Origin of the sequence: Roseomonas sp. 18066 (assembly GCF_902706185.1) — a bacterium.
Taxonomy (GTDB): Bacteria; Pseudomonadota; Alphaproteobacteria; order Acetobacterales; family Acetobacteraceae; genus Pseudoroseomonas.
The window spans coordinates 1-19,877 of the sequence record NZ_CACSJM010000123.1; the positions used below are offsets into that span (position 1 = coordinate 1).

General features: G+C 71.7%; 17 protein-coding genes. All 17 read left to right on the forward strand.

All coding sequences use genetic code 11. The annotated features are described in order from the left end of the window. Positions 1–40 precede the first annotated feature (40 nt). Entirely contained in the window at positions 41–532 is a 492-nt protein-coding gene (locus tag GVN67_RS21605) for an iron chelate uptake ABC transporter family permease subunit (protein WP_200845340.1), read from the forward strand. Next, positions 529–1,251 carry a siderophore-iron reductase FhuF gene (gene fhuF / locus GVN67_RS21610; protein ID WP_159999404.1) on the forward strand — a complete coding sequence of 241 codons (723 nt, stop codon included), beginning with the start codon at positions 529–531 and terminating at the stop codon, positions 1,249–1,251. Before GVN67_RS21605 ends, fhuF begins: the two co-directional genes overlap by 4 nt. A gap of 36 nt (positions 1,252–1,287) precedes the next feature. Next, entirely contained in the window at positions 1,288–2,730 is a 1,443-nt protein-coding gene (locus GVN67_RS21615; RefSeq protein WP_200845341.1) for an FAD-dependent oxidoreductase, read from the forward strand. 203 nt (positions 2,731–2,933) lie between these two features. Next, entirely contained in the window at positions 2,934–4,013 is a 1,080-nt protein-coding gene (locus GVN67_RS21620) for an ABC transporter substrate-binding protein (protein WP_159999405.1), read from the forward strand. After that, a complete protein-coding gene (locus GVN67_RS21625; RefSeq protein WP_159999406.1) occupies positions 4,013–5,008 on the forward strand; it encodes an ABC transporter permease in 996 nt (331 codons plus the stop codon). The genes GVN67_RS21620 and GVN67_RS21625 overlap by 1 nt, the downstream gene beginning before the upstream one ends. A gap of 35 nt (positions 5,009–5,043) precedes the next feature. After that, positions 5,044–5,787, forward strand: coding sequence for an ABC transporter ATP-binding protein (locus tag GVN67_RS21630; RefSeq protein ID WP_200845342.1), 744 nt, complete (start codon positions 5,044–5,046; stop codon positions 5,785–5,787). Between the two features lie 16 nt (positions 5,788–5,803). Beyond that, positions 5,804–7,111: an O-acetylhomoserine aminocarboxypropyltransferase/cysteine synthase family protein gene (locus GVN67_RS21635; RefSeq protein WP_159999408.1), complete on the forward strand. Its 1,308-nt coding sequence runs from the start codon at positions 5,804–5,806 to the stop codon at positions 7,109–7,111. A 75-nt stretch (positions 7,112–7,186) separates the two neighbouring features. Continuing rightward, complete coding sequence (locus GVN67_RS21640) at positions 7,187–8,200, forward strand: isopenicillin N synthase family oxygenase (protein ID WP_159999409.1); 1,014 nt, start codon at positions 7,187–7,189, stop codon at positions 8,198–8,200. A gap of 117 nt (positions 8,201–8,317) precedes the next feature. After that, positions 8,318–9,382, forward strand: a complete 1,065-nt coding sequence (locus GVN67_RS21645) for a sulfate ABC transporter substrate-binding protein (RefSeq protein ID WP_235035413.1) — start codon at positions 8,318–8,320, stop codon at positions 9,380–9,382. A gap of 108 nt (positions 9,383–9,490) precedes the next feature. Next, positions 9,491–10,300, forward strand: coding sequence for a sulfate ABC transporter permease subunit CysT (gene cysT, locus GVN67_RS21650; RefSeq protein WP_159999410.1), 810 nt, complete (start codon positions 9,491–9,493; stop codon positions 10,298–10,300). Further along, the gene (gene cysW, locus GVN67_RS21655) at positions 10,297–11,133 is read left to right on the forward strand and encodes a sulfate ABC transporter permease subunit CysW (protein ID WP_159999411.1); all 837 of its coding nucleotides are present in this window, start codon (positions 10,297–10,299) and stop codon (positions 11,131–11,133) included. Before cysT ends, cysW begins: the two co-directional genes overlap by 4 nt. 10 nt (positions 11,134–11,143) lie before the next feature. Beyond that, on the forward strand, positions 11,144–12,214 hold the full coding sequence (locus GVN67_RS21660; protein WP_159999412.1) for a sulfate/molybdate ABC transporter ATP-binding protein: 1,071 nt from the start codon (positions 11,144–11,146) through the stop codon (positions 12,212–12,214). Between the two features lie 68 nt (positions 12,215–12,282). Further along, complete coding sequence (locus GVN67_RS21665; protein ID WP_159999413.1) at positions 12,283–12,627, forward strand: winged helix-turn-helix domain-containing protein; 345 nt, start codon at positions 12,283–12,285, stop codon at positions 12,625–12,627. 401 nt (positions 12,628–13,028) lie between these two features. Next, positions 13,029–15,953, forward strand: coding sequence for a ribonucleoside-diphosphate reductase subunit alpha (locus GVN67_RS21670; protein ID WP_159999414.1), 2,925 nt, complete (start codon positions 13,029–13,031; stop codon positions 15,951–15,953). Positions 15,954–15,967: 14 nt separating this feature from the next. Continuing rightward, entirely contained in the window at positions 15,968–17,137 is a 1,170-nt protein-coding gene (locus GVN67_RS21675) for a ribonucleotide-diphosphate reductase subunit beta (protein WP_255430422.1), read from the forward strand. A gap of 214 nt (positions 17,138–17,351) precedes the next feature. Further along, positions 17,352–18,866 (forward strand): diguanylate cyclase, encoded by a 1,515-nt coding sequence (locus GVN67_RS21680; RefSeq protein WP_159999415.1) that lies wholly within the window; start codon positions 17,352–17,354, stop codon positions 18,864–18,866. Then, a partial coding sequence (locus GVN67_RS21685) for a serine hydrolase (RefSeq protein ID WP_159999416.1) occupies positions 18,863–19,877 on the forward strand: 1,015 nt, incomplete at its 3' end. The genes GVN67_RS21680 and GVN67_RS21685, both read left to right, overlap by 4 nt.

Below are 19,877 nucleotides of genomic sequence, written 5' to 3' on the forward strand. Positions count from 1 at the left end.
GTCCAGTGGAACTGGCGAAGGCGCATCGCGGCAGGGAAGCATGCGGCTGCTGACCGGCGACCCGCGGCTGCTGCCGCTGCTCGGCTGGCTGGCCGGGTCCACCTATGCCGTCACCGCGGCCGAGGCCGGGACCGCCTGCGCCCTGGCGGTGGTCCTGCTGCCGCTGGCCGGGCTGGCGGCGCGCTGGCTGGCGATCCTGCCGCTGGGGGTGGCCACCGGCACCGCGCTGGGCCTGCCCTGGACCCGGCTGCGGCCGCTGCTGCTGGGGCTGGCGGCGCTGCTGACCGGGGCCGCCACCCTGCTGGTCGGGCCGCTGAGCTTCGTGGGCTTGATGGCGCCGCATCTCTGCCGGATGATCGGGCTGCGCGGCACCGCGGCGCCGCTGGCCGGCGCCGCCCTTGCGGGGGCGCTGGTGATGACCCTGGCCGACTGGCTGGGCCGGACCATCGCCTTTCCCTGGCAGGTGCCGGCGGGGCTGGTGGCGACCCTGCTGGGCAGCGCCTATCTCCTGGGATTGATGCTGCGGCGATGACCCTTCCTCCGTTGACCGCGCTGCTGCAGGGGCCGCTGGCGCCCTATTCGCAAAAGTTTTTTTTCAGCGCCGCGGAAGGGTCCGAACCCGCGGCGCGGCTGCTCGAGCCTGGGGTGCTGCCGGACCTGCTGGCGCGTTTCGCCACCCGCTACCCGGCGCCGGCCGATCCGCGCGCGGTGGCCTCGCTGTGGTCGAAGTATCATTTCTCCACCTGGCTGGTGCCGGCGCTGGCGGCCAACCTGCTGCTGGGGCTGGACCTGCCGGTGGCGCTGGACGAGGCCGGGCTGCGCCTGGCGGCGGATGGCGAGACCATCGGCCTCGACATCCCCGGCCCGGGCGCGCCGGTCGGCGCCGACCGCTTCGCCCGCATCGTCGACCGCCACCTGGCGCCGCTGATCGAGGCATTGGCCAAAGCCTCGGGCGCGGCGCCGCGGGTCTTCTGGGGCAATGCCGGCGCGCTGATGGAGCTGACCCTGACCCGGCTGCGCGACGGCTTCGCTGGCTGCGGCGGGCTGGAGGCGCTGGCGGCGCTGCTGGCGGCGCGGCTGGATGCCGCCGGCCGGCCCAACCCGCTGCATGCCCCGGTGCGCTACGTGCCCGAGCGGCAGCGACGCGTCTGCTGCCTGCGCTACCCGGTGCCGGGCCTGGGCTTCTGCGGCATCTGCCCGCTGACGGAACCGGCCCGCGCCCGGCTTCTCGCCGCGGGGAGCAGCGCCTAAGGTTGCGCCGCAACACCGGGCGCGGGGACGGGCATCGTGGACAGGCAGGACAGGGCGCCGGGGCTGGCGGCATTGGAAGCGGAGCTGGCCCGCGACCTGCAGCGCCTGACCCTGCCCGCCAGCGCCTGGCCCGCCGGGCGCGCCGGTCCCGATGGCGCGCCGATGCCCGACGTGCTGGTGATCGGCGCCGGCATGTATGGCGTCGCCGCCGCCGCCGCCCTGACCTTCAAGGGCATCCGCGACATCGCCGTGCTCGACCGCGCGCCGGAAGGGCTGGAAGGCCCCTGGGTCACCACCGCGCGGATGCGCACGCTGCGCAGCCCGAAGCACCTGCCGGGCATCGACCTCGGCATTCCGTCGCTGACCTTCCGCGCCTGGTTCGAGGCGGTGCGCGGCGCCGAGGCCTGGGACCCGCTCTACAAGATCCTCAACGCCGACTGGCAGGATTACATCGGCTGGGTCCGCCGCGCGCTGCGCCTGCCGGTGACCAACGGCGTCGAGGTTCTGTCGGTGCATCCGGCGGCGGACCATGTCGGCGTCACCCTGCGCGACGCGGCCGGCACGCGGCGCGTCGCCGCCCGCCGCCTGGTGATGGCCAGCGGCCGCGCCGGCACCGGCGGGCCCAGCCTGCCGCCGGGCGTCGATCCGGCGCTGTTTCCGGCGCTGGCCGCGCACAGCAACGACAGCATCGATTTCGCCGCCCTGCGCGGCAAGGCGGTGGCGGTGATCGGCGCCGGCCCGTCGTCCTGGGACAATGCCGCCGCTGCGCTGGAGGCGGGGGCGGCGCGCGTCGACCTCTATATCCGCCGCCGCGTGCTGCCCCAGGTCAACAAGGGCCGCGGCTCGGCCAACCAGGGCTTCTTCGAAGGCTGGCCCTCGCTGCCGCCGGCCGAGAAATGGCGCCTGCTGGCCTATATGCACGACGTGCAGTCGCCGCCGCCGCATGAGAGCATCTTCCGCGTGCTCGACAAGCCGGGCTTCCACATCCATCTCGGCACGCCGCTGCGCGCGGCGGCGCCGGGGCAGGGGGGCGGCGTCGCGCTGACCCTCGGCGAGGGCGTGGTGGCGGCGGCCGATTTCCTGATCCTCGGCACCGGCTTCAGCATCGACATGGCCCGCATCGCCGAGTTTGCGTCCTTCGCCGGCGAGATCGCGCTGTGGTCCGACCGCTACACCCCGCCGCCGGGGCTGGAACGCGCCGAGATCGGCCGCTTCCCCTGGCTCGATGCCGGCTTCGGGCTGACCGCGAAGCACCCGGACCGCGCCCCCGGCCTGTCGCGCATCCATCTGTTCAACCACGCCGCCATGGCCAGCCTCGGCGCCATCGCCTCCGACGTGCCGGGTGTCTCGATCGGCGCCGGGCGGCTGGCGCGGCAGATCGCCGCCGCCATCTTCGCCGAGGATATCGACACCCTGCGCGCCCGGCTGGAGGCCTTTGACGAGCCGGAGCTCAAGGGCACGCCCTTCTTCGCCCTTTAACCCCGCTGCGGCGCGGGCATTTCAGGGGGAATCATTTTCCCCTGGATGGCGCCTGGCCAGGATGAACATCCTGCCGCCACGGCCCGCCGCGCAGGCAACTGTTTTTCGCCACATTTCCGTTTGACACACACAGAGTCGTGCATCCCTGATAGGACGATCAGCCAACGTTAAACCCCTGGCTGGGAAAGCTGTCAGGAGCCGTCATGTCCCACCCTGTCCTGCCGCGCCGCCGTCTGCTCGGCGCTCTTGGCGCCGCTGGCCTCGCGCTGCCGCTGGCCGGCTTCGCGCCGCTCGGCGCCGACCGCCGCGCCTTCGAGGCCATGCTGGCGGAACAGGGCCGATGCCTGACGCCGCTCAATGCCGCCACCCCCGGCGCCCCGGTCAAGAAGCTGACGCTGGCCTGGAACGCCACCTCGATCTGCACCTCGCCGATCGAGGTCGCCCGCCGTTCCGGCATCCTGGCCCGGCACGGGCTGGAGGTGGAGCTGGTGAATTTCGGCGGCTCGACCGAGGCGCTGCTGGAAGCCATCGCCACCCGCAAGGCCGATGCCGGCGTCGGCATGGCGCTGCGCTGGCTGAAGCCGCTGGAGATGGGCTTCGACGTCAAGATCACCGGCGGCACCCATGGCGGCTGCATGCGGCTGGCCGGTCCCGCGGCCAACAACCTGACCACCGACATCAACTCGATCCGCGGCAAGACCATCGCCGTCAGCGACATGGCCGGCGCCGACAAGAATTTCTTCTCGATGCTGCTGAAGCGGCGGGGGATCGACCCGGACCGCGACGTCACCTGGCGGGTGTTCCCGGCCCACGTCTTCGGGCTCGCCATCGAGCGCGGCGAGGCGCATGCCTTCGCCGCCGGCGACCCGATCGCCTGGACCCTGATCCGCGACAAGCAGTTCGTCGAGGTCGCCAGCAACCTGACCGGCGAATGGGCGCAGCGCGCCTGCTGCATCATCGGCGTCTCCGGCAGCCTGGTGAAGAACGAGCCGCAGGTGGCCGCGGCGCTCACCCGCGCCCTGATCGAGGCGCAGCAGCTTGCGGCGCACGACCCGAAGATCGCGGCGGATGCCTTCATGGACTACGCCCCCGGCCGCGTCAGCCGCGACGACCTGATCGCCATGCTGCAGAGCCACACCCATGGCCACACCCCCGCCGGCACCGACATCCGCCGCGAGATCGAGCTCTATGCCGAGGAGCTGAAGTCGGTCGGCGTCATGCGCGCCGGCACCGACCCGAAGCGCTTCGCCGAGCGCGTCACCGCCGATGTGCTGAGCGTGTGATGAGCGGCGCCGTCATTCTCGGCGGGCGGGCGGAAGAAGCCTCGACCCGCCCCGGGCCCTGGTTCGGCGGCGTCGTCGCCGGCCTGGCCTGGCTCGCCGCCGCCGCCATCACCAGCCTGGCCCCCGACGAGATCGAGGTCGGCCGCACCCAGGAGCTGGCCGCCATCGCCCTGCTGCTGGGCGGGGCGCTGGCCGTGGCCGGCCTCGGCGCGCCCTGGCTCGGCCAGCTCGGCCAGCGGCTGCGCGTCGCCGGCCCCTGGCTCACCGTGCTCGGCCTGGCGCTGATCGGCTGGGAGCTGCTGACCGCCAAGCTGGCCATCCTGCCGCTGCCCTTCTTCGCCTCGCCGCAGGGGCTGCTGGAAGTCTATCTGGAAGACTGGCCGCGCCTGGGCGAGAGCGTGCTGCGCTCGCTCTGGCTGCTGCTCTCCGGCTATGTGCTGGGGGCGGCGGCGGGCTTCGTCGCCGGTGTCGCGCTGGGCTGGTCCAAGGCCATCGGCTACTGGGTGCATCCGGTGCTGCGCCTGGTGGGTCCCCTGCCGGCCACCGCCTGGCTGCCCATCGCCTTCTTCGCCTTCCCCTCCAGCGGCAGCGCCAGCACCTTCCTCGTCGCGCTGGCCACCTGGTTCCCGGTCACCGTGCTGACCTGGTCGGGCGTCGCCGGCGTCAACCGCGCCTATTACGACATCGCCCGGACGCTGGGCGCCTCGCAGTCCTTCCTGGTGCTGAAGGTCGCCATCCCCGCCGCCCTGCCGCAGGTCTTCGTCGGCCTGTTCATGGGGCTGGGCTCCTCCTTCTCCGTGCTGGTCGTGGCCGAGATGCTGGGCGTCAAGGCCGGGCTCGGCTGGTATCTGCAATGGGCCCAGGGCTGGGCCGCCTACGGCAACATGTATGCCGCGCTGCTGGTCATGGCGCTGATGTGCTCCAGCCTGGTGACGCTGCTGTTCAAGGGCCGCGACCGCGTGCTCGCCTGGCAGAAGGGGACCGTCCGGTGGTGAATGCGGCGATCGCGACGACCCAGGACGCCGCCGGCATGGCCGTCGACGTCCGCCACGCCAGCCAGGCTTTTCTGCTGGAAGGCCAGCCGCTTCCCGTCCTGGACAACGTCTCTCTCAATGTGAAGCCAGGCGAGTTCGTGGCGCTGCTCGGCCCCTCCGGCTGCGGCAAGTCCACCCTGCTGCGGCTGCTGGCCGGGCTGGACCAGCCCACCGGCGGCACGCTCACCGGCGACGGCGCGCCGATCGACGCGCCCGACCCGTCGCGCGTGCTGGTCTTCCAGGACCCCACCCTCTACCCCTGGCGCACCGTGCGGGCCAATGTCGCCCTCGGCCTCGAGGCGCGCGGCATCCTGAAGCGCGAAGGCCACCGCGTGCAGCAGGCGATCGACCTGGTCGGGCTGACCGGCTTCGAGACCGCCTATCCGCACCAGCTCTCGGGCGGCATGTCGCAGCGCGTGGCGCTGGCCCGCGCGCTGGTCAACGATCCGCGGCTGCTGCTGCTGGACGAGCCGCTGGGCAAGCTCGACAGCCTGACCCGCCTGTCGATGCAGGCCGAGCTGGTGCGGCTGTGGCAGCGCTCCGGCCTGACCGCCATCCTGGTGACGCATGACGTCGAGGAAGCGCTGATCCTGGCCCAGCGCGTCATCATCTTCTCGCCCCGCCCGGCCCGCATCACCGCCGAGCTCATCGTCGACCGCCCCTATCCCCGCCACCGCGACGACCCCGAGCTGGTGGCGCTGCGCCGCGAGGCGCTGGGCCTGCTCGGCCTGGCCGACTGAGCGCGAGGAAAACACCATGCCCCTGCACCCCGAGACCCTGGCGCTGCATGCCGGCTGGCGCGCCGCCCCGGGCCATGGCGCCGTCGCCGTGCCGATCTACCAGACCACCTCCTTCCAGTTCGACAGCAGCGAGCATGCCCGCTCGCTCTTCGCGCTGGAGCAGACCGGCTTCATCTATTCCCGCACCGGCAACCCGACGGTCGACGTGCTGGAGCAGCGCCTGGCCGCCCTCGAAGGCGGCGTCGCGGCCCTGGCCCTCGCCTCCGGCCAGGCGGCGAGCGCCTTCTCGATCCTGGCCCTGGCCCAGGCGGGGGACAACATCGTCTCCTCCACCGACCTCTATGGCGGCACCTGGAACCTCTTCGCCAACACGCTGAAGCGCCAGGGCATCGAGGTCCGCTTCGTCGACCCGGCCGACCCGGAAAACTTCCGCCGCGCCACCGACGACCGCACCCGCGCCTATTACGGCGAGACGCTCCCCAACCCGAAGCTGGTGGTCTTCCCCATCGCCGAGGTGGCCGCCATCGGCCGCCCCCTCGGCATCCCGCTGATCCTCGACAACACCGCGGCCCCCCTGCTCGCGCGCCCCTTCGACCACGGCGCCGCGATCGTCGTCTACTCGGCGACCAAGTTCATCGGCGGCCACGGCACCAGCATCGCCGGCGCGGTGATCGACGGCGGCAATTTCGACTGGCGGGCCGTGCCCGAACGCCAGCCGGCGCTGAACACCCCCGACGCCAGCTACCACGGCGCCGTCTGGACCATCGACGCGCCGAAGCGCGGCCTGCCGCCCTATGCCGTCGCCGTCCGCGCCTCGGTGCAGCGCGACCTGGGCGCGCCGCTCTCGCCCTTCAACGCCTTCCAGATCCTGCAGGGCGTCGAGACCCTGCCGCTGCGCATCGCCCGCCACAGCGAGACCGCGGCCTCCATCGCCGGCTGGCTGGCGAAGCGACCCGAGGTGACCCGCGTCATCCACCCCTCGCTGCAGACCGGCACCGCGCGGGCGCGAGCCGACAAATACCTGCAGGGTGGCTTCGGCGGCCTGGTCGGCATCGAGCTCGCCGGCGGCCTCGAGGCCGGGCAGCGCTTCATCGACGCGCTGACGCTGCTCTACCACGTCGCCAATATCGGCGACGCGCGGTCGCTGGCCATCCACCCGGCCAGCACCACCCACAGCCAGCTCTCGGCCGAGGAACAGGCGCTGACGGGCGTGACGCCGGGCTATGTGCGGCTGTCCATCGGGCTCGAGCACCCGGACGATATCAAGCAGGACATCGAACGCGGTCTCACCGCGGCGAGCCACTTCGCGCAAGCGGCGGAATAAAAGTCTGGGGGAATGAATTCCCCCAGGCCCCCATCTTTTTTCTGTCAGTTTAAGAAAGCAAAGTCACAAACAACGATGTCCACGACCGCCACCCTCGCGACGCTCCCCACCCTCGACATCAGCCAGCTCGGCGGGCCGAACCACAAGGAATTCCTGGAACAGCTGCGCTACGCGGCGCGCGAGGTCGGCTTCTTCTACCTCGCCGGCCACGGCGTGCCCGACGAGCTGGCCCAGCAGGTCCGCGACCTCTCCTGCGCCTTCTTCGACCTTCCCGAGGAAGAGAAGCTGAAGGTCCAGATGATCCACTCGCCGCATTTCCGCGGCTACAACCGCGCCGGCCTCGAGCTCACCCGCGGCAAGCCCGACTGGCGCGAGCAGTTCGACATCCACGCCGAACGCGCCCCCCTGCCGCAGGAAGCCGGCAGCCCGGCCTGGTCGCGCCTGCAAGGCCCCAACCTCTGGCCCGACGACGCGCTGCCGGCGCTGCGCCCGACGCTGCTGGAATGGCAGGCCCGCCTGACCGAGGTCGCCACCCGCCTGGTCGGCGCCTTCGCCGAAGCCCTGGTCGGCGATGCCGCGGCGCTGCAGGCCATCTATGCCGGCACGCCCAACCAGACCATGAAGATCATCCGCTACCCCGGCCGCACCTCGGACGAGCCCGACCAGGGCGTCGGCGCCCACAAGGACAGCGGCCTGCTGACCTTCGTGCTGCAGGACGAGATCGGCGGGCTGCAGGTCGAGACCGCCGACGGCTGGATCGACGCCGTCCCCCGCCCCGGCACCTTCGTGGTCAATATCGGCGAGCTGCTGGAGCTGGCCTCCAACGGCTACCTCAAGGCGACGGTGCACCGCGTCGTCAGCCCCGCCGCCGGGCGCGAGCGCTTCTCCATCGCCTTCTTCCTCGGCGCCCGGCTGGATGCCGAGGTGCCGCTGCTGGCCCTGCCGCCGGCCCTGGCCGCCGAGGCCCAGGGCCCCGCCAGCGACCCCGACAACCCGCTGTTCCGCAATGTCGGCGCCAACTACCTGAAGGGCCGGCTGCGCTCGCATCCCGACGTGGCCCAGCGCTACCACGCCGATTTGTTGGGCTGATCCGCGCCGCCCGGCTAGACTTCATCCGCGACAAGGAGATTGGCACGGGGCCACGGCGCTTTCTGTTGCATCCCGGCGCGCCGCGCCGGATGCTCCACTCCGCCAGGGAGGCTTCCCATGATGGGTTCCAGCGACCAGGCTTCGATCATGCCGGCCGCGGCGCGCGCCTTGCGCCGCCGCCACCTGCTGCTCGGCGCGGCGGCCCTGCTGCCGGCCGGCGCCGCCCAGGCGCAATCGGGCGGCGGCGGGCAGCTGCTCAACGTCTCCTACGACCCGACCCGCGAATTCTACCGCGACTTCAACACGGCCTTCGTCCAGCAATGGAAGAACCAGTCCGGCCAGGCCATCCGCGCCTCCGCCTCGCATGGCGGCTCCGGGCGGCAGGCGCGGGCGGTGATCGACGGGCTGCAGGCCGATGTCGTCACCCTGGCCCTGGCCTATGACATCGACGCCATCGCCGAGCAGGGGCTGATCGCCGCCAATTGGCAATCCCGCCTGCCGCAGAACAGCGCGCCCTATACCAGCACCATCGTTTTTCTGGTCCGCAAGGGGAACCCCAAGGGCCTGCGCGACTGGGGCGACCTGGCCAAGCCCGGCATCGCCGTGATCACGCCCAATCCGAAGACCTCGGGCGGCGCGCGCTGGAACTACCTGGCCGGCTGGGCCTGGGCGCTGCGCCAGCCCGGCGGCAGCCCGGACACCGCCCAGGCCTATATCGCGGCGCTGTTCAAGAACGTCCCCGTTCTGGACACCGGGGCGAGGGGCTCCACCACCAGCTTCGTCCAGCGTGGCCAGGGCGACGTGCTGCTGGCCTGGGAGAACGAGGCCCACCTGGCCTTCGCCGAATTCGGCAACGACAAGTTCGACATCATCTACCCCTCGCTCTCCATCCTGGCCGAGCCGCCGGTCGCCGTGGTCGACCGCAATGTCGACCGCCGCGGCACCCGCGCCGCGGCCGAGGCCTATCTCCAGGCGCTCTACGCCCCGGAAGGCCAGGCCCTGGCCGCGAAGCATTTCTACCGGCCGCGCGACGCCGGCGTGCTGGCGGCGAACAAGGCGCGCTTCCCGCAGCTGGAGCTGGTCACCATCGACGACCCGGCCTTCGGCGGCTGGAAGCCCGCCCAGGCCACCCATTTCAACGATGGCGGCCTGTTCGACCGCCTCTACCAGCCCGGCCGTTGAGCATGATCGCCGCAGGGCACGTCACCGGAGGCGTGAATCATGCTCTCAAACAAGGAGCTGGAGCCTTTGCCGTGAGCCCTTGCGAACGGCGAAGGCTCTAGCCTCCGTATGCGGCAGCGCTCCTTGCCCGGTTTCGGCGTCAGCCTCGGCGTGACGCTGGTCTGGCTGGTGGGGCTGGTGCTGGTGCCGTTGCTGGCCCTGCTGCTGCGCCCCTGGGAGCTCGGGCCGCTCGGCGTCTGGAAATCGCTGGCCGAGCCGCGGGTCCTGGCGGCGTTGCGGCTGTCCTTCCTGGGCGCGCTCGCCGCCTCGGCGGCGATGCTGCCGCTGGGGCTGCTGGTGGCCTGGGTGCTGGTCCGCTACCGCTTCCCCGGCCGCCGGCTGCTGGACGGGGTGGTCGACCTGCCCTTCGCTTTGCCCACCGCCGTCGCCGGGCTGGCGCTGACCGCGCTCTACGCGCCGAATGGCTGGCTCGGGGCGCCGCTCGACGCCCTCGGGTTGAAGGTGGCCTACACCCCGCTCGGTGTCGGCCTGGCCATGGCCTTCGTGGGTCTCCCCTTCGTCGTCCGCACCGTCGAGCCCGTGCTGCGCGACCTGCCGCTGGAGGCTGAGGAAGCCGCTGCCACGCTGGGCGCCAGCCGCCCCCAGGTGGTCTGGCGCGTCGTGCTGCCGGCCCTGGCCCCGGCGCTGCTGGCCGGCTTCGCCATGGCCTCGGCCCGCGCCATCGGCGAATATGGCAGCGTCATCTTTATCGCCGGCAACATGCCCATGGTCAGCGAGATCGCGCCGCTGTTGATCGTCGTCCGCCTGGAGCAGTTCGACTATGCCGGCGCCGCCGCGGTCGGCCTGGCCATGCTGGCGCTTTCTTTCCTGCTGCTGCTGGGGCTGAACCTGGCCACCCGCTTCTGGCGGCGCGCATGAGCCCGCGCCCCGCCATCGCCGAGCCGCGCTGGGCCCGCATCTTCCTGTGCGGCCTGGCGCTGCTGCTGCTGGCGCTGTTCCTGCTGCTGCCGCTGGCCGCCGTCTTCACCGAGGCGCTGCGCCGCGGCTGGGGGCCGGTCTGGCAGGCCCTGTCCGACCCCGACGCCATCGCCGCCATTGAGCTGACCCTGCTGGTCGCGGCCATCGCCGTGCCGGTGAACACCATCGGCGGGGTGGCCGGCGCCTGGTGCATCGCCAAGTTCGACTTCCCCGGCCGCGCCCTGCTGCTGGCGCTGATCGAGCTGCCCTTCTCGGTCTCCCCGGTGATTTCCGGCCTTGTCTGGGTGCTGCTGTTCGGCGCGCATGGCTGGTTCGGCCCCTGGCTGCAGGCGCATGACCTGCAGATCGTCTTCGCCCTGCCCGGGCTGGTGCTGGCGACCCTGTTCGTCACCTTCCCCTTCGTCGCCCGCACCCTGATCCCGCTGATGCAGGAGCAGGGCCGCAGCGCCGAGGAAGCCGCCGCCACCCTTGGCGCCTCCGGCTGGCAGACCTTCTTCCGGGTCACCCTGCCGGAAATCCGCTGGGCGCTGCTCTCGGGCGTGCTGCTGTGCAATGCCCGCGCCATGGGGGAATTCGGCGCGGTCTCCGTCGTCTCCGGCCATGTGCGGGGAGAGACCAACACCATGCCGCTGCATATCGAGATCCTGTACAATGAGTATCAGTTCGTCGGCGCCTTCGCCGTCGCCGCGCTGCTCGCCTTGCTGGCCCTGGTGACGCTGGCGGCCAAGGCGCTGCTGGAACGCGGCGGCCCGCGCGGAAGCCTGGCCGCATGAGCATGATCGCATGAGCCTGGCCCTCCGCGGCCTCCGCCGCAGCTTCGGCCCCGCCCAGGCGCTGCGCGACATCGCCCTCGAGGTGAAGGGGGGCGAGTTCGTGGCGCTTCTCGGCCCCTCCGGCTCGGGCAAGACCACCTTGCTGCGCATCCTGGCCGGGCTCGACTTCCCGGATCAGGGCGAGGTGCGGATCGATGACCAGGACATGGCCCAGGTGCCGGCGCGGCACCGCCGCATCGGCTTCGTCTTCCAGCACTACGCTCTGTTCCGTCACATGACGGTCTTCGAGAACGTGGCCTTCGGGCTGCGCGTCCGCCCCCGCTCGAGTCGCCCGCACGAGGCCGAGATCGCTGCCCGCGTCCGCCGCCTGCTGGAGCGGATGCAGATCGCCGAGCTGGAGCGCCGCCTGCCCGAGCAGATCTCTGGCGGCCAGCGGCAGCGGGTCGCGCTCGCCCGGGCCCTGGCCATCGAGCCCCGGCTGCTGCTGCTGGACGAGCCCTTCGGCGCGCTCGATGCCGAGGTGCGGAAGGGGCTGCGCCACTGGCTGCGGGCCCTGCATGTCGAGCTCAACCTGACCAGCCTTTTCGTCACCCATGACCAGGACGAGGCCATGGAGCTGGCCGACCGCGTCGCCGTCATGCAGGCCGGCCGCATCGTCCAGTTCGACACCCCCGCCCGCATCCTGGACCAGCCGGCCAATGGCTTCGTCGCCGGCTTCATCGGCCAGGCGCAGCGTTTCGCTGGAAGGCTGACGCCGCAGGAGCTGGTCTTCGACGGCATTCCCCTGGCGCCGCTGCCGCGCCACCGGCTGCTGGGCGAGGCCGCCGCGCCCGGGGCCGGGCAGGGGCCGGCCGAGGCCTTCATCCGCGCCCATGAATGGCGCGCCACACCCGGCCCCGGCAATGCCGTGCTGACATCCGCCCGCCCCGCCGGCGGCCGCGTCCAGGCCGTCTTCGCCCTGGGCGACAGCCTGGTCGAGGCCGAGCTCCCCCCTGGCCTGCTGGAGCCGGGCGAGCCCTGCCAGCTCGACCCGCTGACCGCCCGCGTCTTCCTGGCCGAGGCGCCTTTCGCCGCCCCCTGAAGCCGCGCGCGAGAAAATCCGCTATAGCCTGCCATGGACGGTGGTGACGGCGAGAAGGGGCGGGAGTGATGGCCGAGGCGCGATTGAGCCTGCGCGTCGATCTGGGCGTGCGCCGGCTGGGGCCGGGCAAGGTGGGGCTGCTGGAGGCGATCGCGCGCGAGGGGTCGATCTCGGCCGCGGCGCGCAGCCTGGGCATGTCCTATCGCCGCGCCTGGGAGCTGGTGGAGGACCTCAACACCACCTTCGGCGCCCCGGTGGCGGCGACGGCGACCGGCGGCAGCAAGGGCGGCGGCGCCCGGCTGACCCCGCTGGGCGAGGCGGTGGTCGAGCATTTCCGCGCCCTGGAGGCCGCCGCCGCCAAGGCCGCCGCGCCCCACCTGGCTGCCCTGCTGGCGCGCCTGCCGCCGGGCTGAGCGCCCGCTTTTGATTGCGAGCGATTCTCAGCTCTGCCAGGCTGCGCGGGTTGCGCGCCCTGGCTTGCGAGTCGTGCAAACCAGCCCTGCCACGACTCTGGGGGCGCCCGCCGCGGCAGGCCGTTGCGCCAGCCGCGCGGCTTCCCCAAATTCCCAGTCCCCACCATGGCTTGCGGCGCTTGTCCCCAATCCATCCACAAAATGTAGCGGTCCTCACGCAAACGGGCCCTAGATATTGGGGGTGCCGGGTGGCATTCTCGGGGCACAGGCAGGGGTGGCCGACCCCGCCGGGCATGTTCCAGCCCGGCCCCGGCGGTCGATCTGCCCCCAACGCCACGCACCGCCCGCGCTTCGGGGAGGGTGCGTGCAGCCCGTCCGCCAGTCCAGTTGAAGGCCTTCCCATGTCCGCATACGACACGCTCGCCGATCCCCATGCCGCGCCCGACGGCCGCCCTGGCTCCCAGGCCGGTGGCCCGGGCGCTGCCCAGGTGATCCGACGTGACGGGCGGCCGACCCCCTTCAACCCGGGCAAGATCAGCATCGCGCTGACCAAGGCCTTCCTGGCGGTGGAGGGCAGCTCCGCCGCCTCCTCGCACCGCATCCATGAGATCGTCGCCGGCCTGACCGAGCAGATCGTCGCCGGCCTGACCCGCCATTCCGGCGCCGACCGCCTGTTCCATATCGAGGATGTGCAGGACCAGGTCGAGCTGGCGCTGATGCGCGGCGGCCATCACAAGGTGGCCCGCGCCTATGTGCTGTACCGCGAGGAGCGGACGCGGGAGCGCGCGGCGGCGGCCGCCGTCAGCACCCCCTCGACCCCGGCGCTGCAGGTCAAGGGCCGCGACGGCGTGCTGCGGCCGCTGGACGCCGCGGCGCTGGCCCGCGCGGTGGCCGAGGCCTGCGAGGGCCTGGCCGATGTGACGCCGGCGCCGGTGCTGACCGAGACGCGGCGCAACCTCTATGACGGCATCAGCGAGGACGAGCTGGCCCAGGCGCCGATCCTGGCCGCCCGCACCCTGATCGAGCAGGAGCCCAGCTACAGCCAGGTCAGCGCCCGGCTGCTGCTGGCCGAGCTCAGGCGCGAGGCGCTGGTCTTCGTCGAGGGCCGCCCGGCCACCAGCCAGGCCGAGATGGCCGCGCGCTACCCCGAGTATTTCGGCGCCTATGTCGCCAAGGGCATCGAGCACCAGCTGCTGAACCCGGATCTGGCGCAGTTCGACCTGGCCCGGCTCGGCGCCGCGCTGAAGCCGGAACGCGACCTGCAGTTCCAGTATCTCGGCTTCCAGACCCTGTATGACCGCTACCTGCAGCAGACCCAGGGCATCCGCTTCGAGATGCCGCAGGCCTTCTTCATGCGCGTCGCCATGGGCCTGGCGCTGCGCGAGATCGACCGCGAGGCGCGGGCGATCGAGTTCTACGACCTGATTTCGTCGTTCGACTTCATGTGCTCGACGCCGACCCTGTTCAACAGCGGCACGCGCCACAGCCAGCTGTCTTCCTGCTTCCTGACCAGCGTCCCCGACGACCTTGACGGCATCTTCGGCGCCGTCCGCGACAATGCGCTGCTGGCCAAGTATTCGGGCGGCATCGGCAATTCCTGGACGCGGGTGCGCGGCCTCGGCGCCCATATCCGCGGCACCAACGGCCAGAGCCAGGGCATCGTTCCCTTCCTGAAGGTCGCCAACGACACCGCGATCGCGGTGAACCAGGGCGGCAAGCGCAAGGGCGCGGTCTGCGCCTATCTCGAGACCTGGCACATCGACGTCGAGGAATTCCTCGACCTGCGCAAGAACACCGGCGACGACCGCCGCCGCACGCATGACATGAACACCGCCAACTGGGTGCCGGACCTGTTCATGCAGCGCGTCGAGGCCGATGGCGAATGGACGCTGTTCTCGCCGGACGAGGTGCCCGACCTGCACGAGCTCTACGGCATTCCCTTCCGCGAGGCCTATGAGCGCTACGAGGCGAAGGCCCGCGCTGGCGAGATCAAGGTGCACAAGACGGTGCGCGCGCTCGAGCTGTGGCGCCGCATGCTGACCATGCTGTTCGAGACCGGCCATCCCTGGATGACCTTCAAGGACCCCTGCAACCTGCGCTCGCCGCAGCGCCATGCCGGCGTGGTCCACTCGTCCAACCTCTGCACCGAGATCACCCTGAACACCTCGGACACCGAGGTCGCGGTCTGCAACCTGGGCTCGATCAATCTCGGCCTGCATGTGACGGAGAAGGGGCTGGACCGCGCCCGGCTGGCGCGCACCATCCGCACCGCCATGCGGATGCTGGACAATGTCATCGACGTCAATTTCTACACCATCCCGCAGGCCCGCCGCTCCAACCTGCAGCACCGCCCGGTGGGCATGGGGCTGATGGGCTTCCAGGACGCGCTGCATGCGCTGCGCCTGCCGCTGGCCTCGGACGAGGCGGTGCGCTTCGCCGATGAGAGCATGGAGCTGATCAGCTACCACGCCATCGAGGCCTCGGTGGAGCTCGCCGCCGAGCGCGGCGCCTATGCCTCCTTCCCCGGCTCGCTGTGGAGCCAGGGCATCCTGCCGCATGACAGCGTCGAATTCGTCGCCGAAGCCCGTGGCGGCCTCGATCTCGACCGCTCGGCGGCGCTCGACTGGACGGCCCTGCGCGAGCGGGTGAAGACCATCGGCATGCGCAATTCCAACGTGATGGCGATCGCGCCCACCGCGACGATCTCCAACATCGTCGGCGCCACCCAGTCGATCGAGCCGACCTTCCGCAACCTCTATGTGAAGGCGAACATGTCGGGCGACTTCACGGTGGTGAACCCGGCGCTCGTCCGCGACCTGAAGGCGCTGGAGCTCTGGGACCCGGTGATGGTCTCCGACCTGAAGTATTACGACGGCAGCCTGGGCGCCATCGACCGCATCCCGGCCGAGCTGAAGTCGCTCTACGCCACCGCCTTCGAGGTCGACGTCTCCTGGCTAGTGGAAGCTGCCGCGCGTCGCCAAAAATGGATCGACCAGGCGCAGTCGCTGAACCTGTACCTGGCCAATCCGAACGGCCGCAAGCTGGATGCGCTGTACCGCCTGGCCTGGAAGCGCGGCCTGAAGACCACCTATTACCTGCGCACCCAGAGCGCGACCCATGTCGAGAAGTCGACGCTGAAGACCTCGGACGGCAAGCTGAACGCGGTGAAGGTGGCGCCCGCCGCCGCGGTTGCCCCGGCCGTTGTCGCAGCACCCCCGCCGCCGGCCCCGGCCGCCGTCGTGGCGGAGGCGCCGAAGCCGGTGCCTGCGACCGAGGTCGGCAATTTCTGCTCGCTCGACGATCCCACCTGCGAAGCCTGCCAGTAAGGAACGGCGCCGACATGGACACGAATATCCTCGACTGGTCGGAACCCGAGCCCGTCGCGCCGACCCCCGGCTTCGCCCCGCCCGCTGCCGCGCCCGTCGCCGCGGCCCGGGCCGAGACCGCGGAGGCCGGTGACGCCACCGGCCTCGGCGCCATCGACGAGCGGGGCGGCCGCGTCTCCGTCGACGACAAGGCGATGATCAATTGCCGCGCCGACGTGAACCAGCTGCTGCCGCTGAAGTATCGCTGGGCGTGGGAGAAGTACCTCTCGGCCTGCAACAACCATTGGATGCCGACCGAGATCTCGATGCAGTCCGACATCGCGCTGTGGAAGTCGCGCGACGGGCTGACCGAGGAGGAGCGCCGCTCGATCAAGCGCAACCTGGGCTTCTTCGCCACCAGCGAGAGCCTGGTCGCCAACAACATCGTGCTGGCCGTCTATCGCCACCTGACCAACCCGGAATGCCGCCAGTACCTGCTGCGCCAGGCCTTCGAGGAGGCGGTGCACACCCATACCTTCCAGTACATCGTGGAAAGCCTCGGCCTCGACGAGGGCGAGCTGTTCAACATGTATCGCGAGGTGCCCTCGATCACCGCCAAGGCGGCCTGGGCGCTGAAGTACACGCAGAACCTGTCGGATCCCGACTTCGCCACCGGCACGCCGGAGAATGACCGCGCCTTCCTGCGCGACCTGATCGCCTTCTACGTCGTCTTCGAGGGGATGTGGTTCTACACCGGCTTCGCGCAGATCCTGTCGCTGGGCCGGCGCGGGCGGATGGTCGGCATCGCCGAGCAGTACCAGTACATCCTGCGCGACGAGAGCATCCACCTGAACTTCGGCATCGACGTGATCAACCAGATCCGCGCCGAGAATCCGGGGCTGTGGACGAAGGAGTTCGCCGACGAGGTGCGGACCATGCTGCGCGACGCCTGCGAGCTGGAAGTGGCCTATGGCCGCGACACCATGCCCAAGGGCTTCCTCGGGCTGAATGCCGCGCTGTGCGAGCAGTACATGCACTTCATCACCAACCGCCGCTGCGCCCAGCTCGCCCTGGCGCCGATCTTCCCGGAGACGGAAAACCCGTTCCCCTGGATGTCCGAGGTGATGGACCTGAAGAAGGAAAAGAACTTCTTCGAGACGCGGGTGATCGAATACCAGAACGGCGGCGCGCTGAGCTGGGACTGATGTGATATTGGTTCCAGACTTGCCTGGATGACAGGGCCGGGGGCGGCAACGCCCCCGGCCTTTTTCATGCCGGCCTTTTTCGTGTCGGCCCTCTTCACGCCAGGGGGTTTTTTACCTCCGGCCAAGCTTCTGCCGGCGCGGTTAAGGGACTGGCAGCATCCGGCCGGCATCACGGGCGCCGTGCGGAGGCTTGGCAATGCGGCGTGGAGGCTTGATGGGTCCGGGGTGGCGGCATGGTCTGGCGGTGGGGGCGATCTGCGCCCTGGTCGGCATGGCCGGCTCCGCCCTGCTGCTGCGCGCCGAGCGCCAGCGCCTGGTCACCGATGCCGGCACGCGGCTGGCCGACTATGCCGAGGTGATGGCCCAGCGGCTGGATTCCGGCCTGGTCGAATGGGCCAATGATGTCGGCCTGCTGGCCCGCTTCGAGGCCTTCTCCCGCCAGCCGCCCGAGCCCGCCATGGCGCGGCGGCTGATGGAGGATCTGCAGACCCGTTCGCCCACCTTCTCCTGGATCGGCTTCACCGGCGTCGATGGCCGCGTCATCGCCGGCACCGGCGGGCTGCTGGAAGGCGTCGATGTCGCGGCGCGCCCCTGGTTCAAGCCGGGGCTGCAGGGGCTGCATCTGGGCGACGTGCATCCCGCCGTGCTGCTGGCGCGGCTGCTGCCGGCGGCGCAGGGCGGCGGCGCCGATGCCTATTTCGTCGATGCGGCGGCGCCGGTGACCGGGCCGGACGGCCAGGTGATCGGCGTCATCGCCGGCCACCTGACCTGGCGCTGGGCCGAGGGCGTGCGCCGCGAGATCACCCGCCTGTCGCCCTGGCAGCCGGCGGCGCAGCTGATGGTGCTGGGCGCCGACACCACCGTGCTGCTGGGCCCCGAGGCGGCGCGCGGCAAGCCCTGGGGCGCCGCGCCGCCGCCGCCCGGGGGCGGGGCGACCTGGCGCGAGGACACCGTGCCCGGCCATGACCCCGCCATCCTGGCCTTCGCCCGGGCCGATGGCAGCAGCGACCGGCCGACGCTGGGCTGGGTGGTGGTGGCCGAGCGCGACCGCGCCGCGGTGCTGGCCTCGCTCTGGCCCTTCGGGCTGTGGCTCGGCCTCGGCACGCTGGCGCTGGCGACGCTGGGCGGCGTGCTGGCCGGGCGCAATGCCGGCCGCCTCGGCGCCGCGATGCAGAGCGTGCTGGGCCAGGGCGGTGCCGGCGATGTCGAGGCGCGGCTGCTGCAATTGCGCGACCAGGCCTGGCGCGACCCGCTGACCGGGTTGCTGAACCGCGCCGGCTTCGCCGCCTGGGCCGCCGCCCATCCGGCGCTGGCGCAGGGTGCCGCGGTGCTGGTGATGGATCTGGACGGCTTCAAGCCGATCAACGACCGCCATGGCCATGCCGCGGGCGATGCCGTGCTGCAGGCGATCGGCCTGTGGCTGCGCCAGCATCTGCGCGCCGAGGATGCCGCCGTCCGCCTCGGCGGCGACGAATTCCTGGTCTGCCTGGCGGGGCAGGCGGAGCGGGTGGGGACCGCCGCCGCCGGGATCGGCGCGCGGCTGGACGCCATGCTGCGCGACGGGGTGGCGACGCCGGCCGGGCTGCTGTCCCTGGGCTGCAGCGCTGGCGTGGCTGTGATGCCGCGCGACGCCACGGCGCTGGACCTGGCGATCGGCCTCGCCGATGCTGCCCTCTACGAGTCCAAACGGAAGCGGCCGCGTCTGCGGCGAGAGGAAGCCTTGTCATGACCCGCCCGGACCCCGCCTTGCCCCGCCGCCATGCGCTCGGGGTTCTGGCGGGGGCCGGCGCGCTGGCCGGCTGCAGCCCGGCCGCGACGCGGCTGCGCCTCGGCGCCTCGCCGCCCGAGGATGTGCTGCCGCTGGCCCCGGGCGGTCTCGAGGCCGCGCTGGCCGCCCTGCCGGGCGATGTCGAGGCGATCCGCGGGCCGGCCGGGGTGCCGGGGGTGGCGGTGGCGGTGGTCGCCGGCGGCGCGCGCCGCTTCGCCCGCGGCTTCGGGACACGCCGTGCCGATGGCGACGCCCCGGTCGGGCCGGAGACCGTCTTCCAGATCGCGTCGCTGTCCAAGCCGATGGCGGCCAGCATCGCCGCCACCCAGGTCGCCGCCGGCCGCTGCGCCTGGGACGATCCGGCGCAGCGCCACCTGCCCTGGCTGCGGCTGTCGGACGCGGAGGTCGCGGCGCGCGCCAGCATCGGCGACTTCATGGCGCATCGCGTCGGCCTGCCCGCCTATGCCGGCGACCAGCTGGAGGAGCTGGGCTTCGACCGCGCCGAGATCCTGCGGCGGCTGCGCTTCCTGCCGCTGGCGCCGTTCCGCGCCTCCTACGCCTACAGCAATTTCGGCCTGACGCTGGGCGCCGAGGCGGTGGCCGCCGCCGCCGGCCAGCCCTGGGAGACACTCGCCGAGACGGCGCTGTACCGCCCGCTCGGCATGGCCTCCACCAGCTCGCGCCATGCGGAGTTCCTGGCGCGGCCCGATCGCGCGGCGCTGCATGCCCGCACGCCCGACGGCTTCCTCCCGCTTTATGACCGTGACGCCGATGCGCAGTCGGCGGCCGGCGGTGTTTCCTCCAATGTGCTCGACCTGTCGGCCTGGATGACCATGCTGCTGGCCGGCGGCGCGCCGCTGCTGCCGGAAGCGGCGCTGGCGCCGGCCTTCCAGCCGCAGGCGCTGTCGGCGCCGGGGCATGCTTTGGGCGCGCGGCCGGGCTTCTACGGTTTCGGCTTCAATGTCGGCACCG

Excerpts from the sequence above, each read along its gene's own strand:
- GVN67_RS21625 (WP_159999406.1), top strand. The coding sequence starts at position 4,013 with ATGAGCGGCGCCGTCATTCTCGGCGGGCGGGCGGAAGAAGCCTCGACC.
- GVN67_RS21640 (WP_159999409.1), top strand. The coding sequence starts at position 7,187 with ATGTCCACGACCGCCACCCTCGCGACGCTCCCCACCCTCGACATCAGC.
- GVN67_RS21645 (WP_235035413.1), top strand. The coding sequence starts at position 8,318 with ATGATGGGTTCCAGCGACCAGGCTTCGATCATGCCGGCCGCGGCGCGC.
- GVN67_RS21665 (WP_159999413.1), top strand. The coding sequence starts at position 12,283 with ATGGCCGAGGCGCGATTGAGCCTGCGCGTCGATCTGGGCGTGCGCCGG.
- GVN67_RS21670 (WP_159999414.1), top strand. The coding sequence starts at position 13,029 with ATGTCCGCATACGACACGCTCGCCGATCCCCATGCCGCGCCCGACGGC.
- GVN67_RS21680 (WP_159999415.1), top strand. The coding sequence starts at position 17,352 with ATGGGTCCGGGGTGGCGGCATGGTCTGGCGGTGGGGGCGATCTGCGCC.
- cysT (WP_159999410.1), top strand. The coding sequence starts at position 9,491 with ATGCGGCAGCGCTCCTTGCCCGGTTTCGGCGTCAGCCTCGGCGTGACG.
- GVN67_RS21675 (WP_255430422.1), top strand. The coding sequence starts at position 15,968 with ATGGACACGAATATCCTCGACTGGTCGGAACCCGAGCCCGTCGCGCCG.
- GVN67_RS21660 (WP_159999412.1), top strand. The coding sequence starts at position 11,144 with ATGAGCCTGGCCCTCCGCGGCCTCCGCCGCAGCTTCGGCCCCGCCCAG.
- fhuF (WP_159999404.1), top strand. The coding sequence starts at position 529 with ATGACCCTTCCTCCGTTGACCGCGCTGCTGCAGGGGCCGCTGGCGCCC.
- GVN67_RS21620 (WP_159999405.1), top strand. The coding sequence starts at position 2,934 with ATGTCCCACCCTGTCCTGCCGCGCCGCCGTCTGCTCGGCGCTCTTGGC.
- GVN67_RS21635 (WP_159999408.1), top strand. The coding sequence starts at position 5,804 with ATGCCCCTGCACCCCGAGACCCTGGCGCTGCATGCCGGCTGGCGCGCC.
- cysW (WP_159999411.1), top strand. The coding sequence starts at position 10,297 with ATGAGCCCGCGCCCCGCCATCGCCGAGCCGCGCTGGGCCCGCATCTTC.
- GVN67_RS21605 (WP_200845340.1), top strand. The coding sequence starts at position 41 with ATGCGGCTGCTGACCGGCGACCCGCGGCTGCTGCCGCTGCTCGGCTGG.
- GVN67_RS21630 (WP_200845342.1), top strand. The coding sequence starts at position 5,044 with ATGGCCGTCGACGTCCGCCACGCCAGCCAGGCTTTTCTGCTGGAAGGC.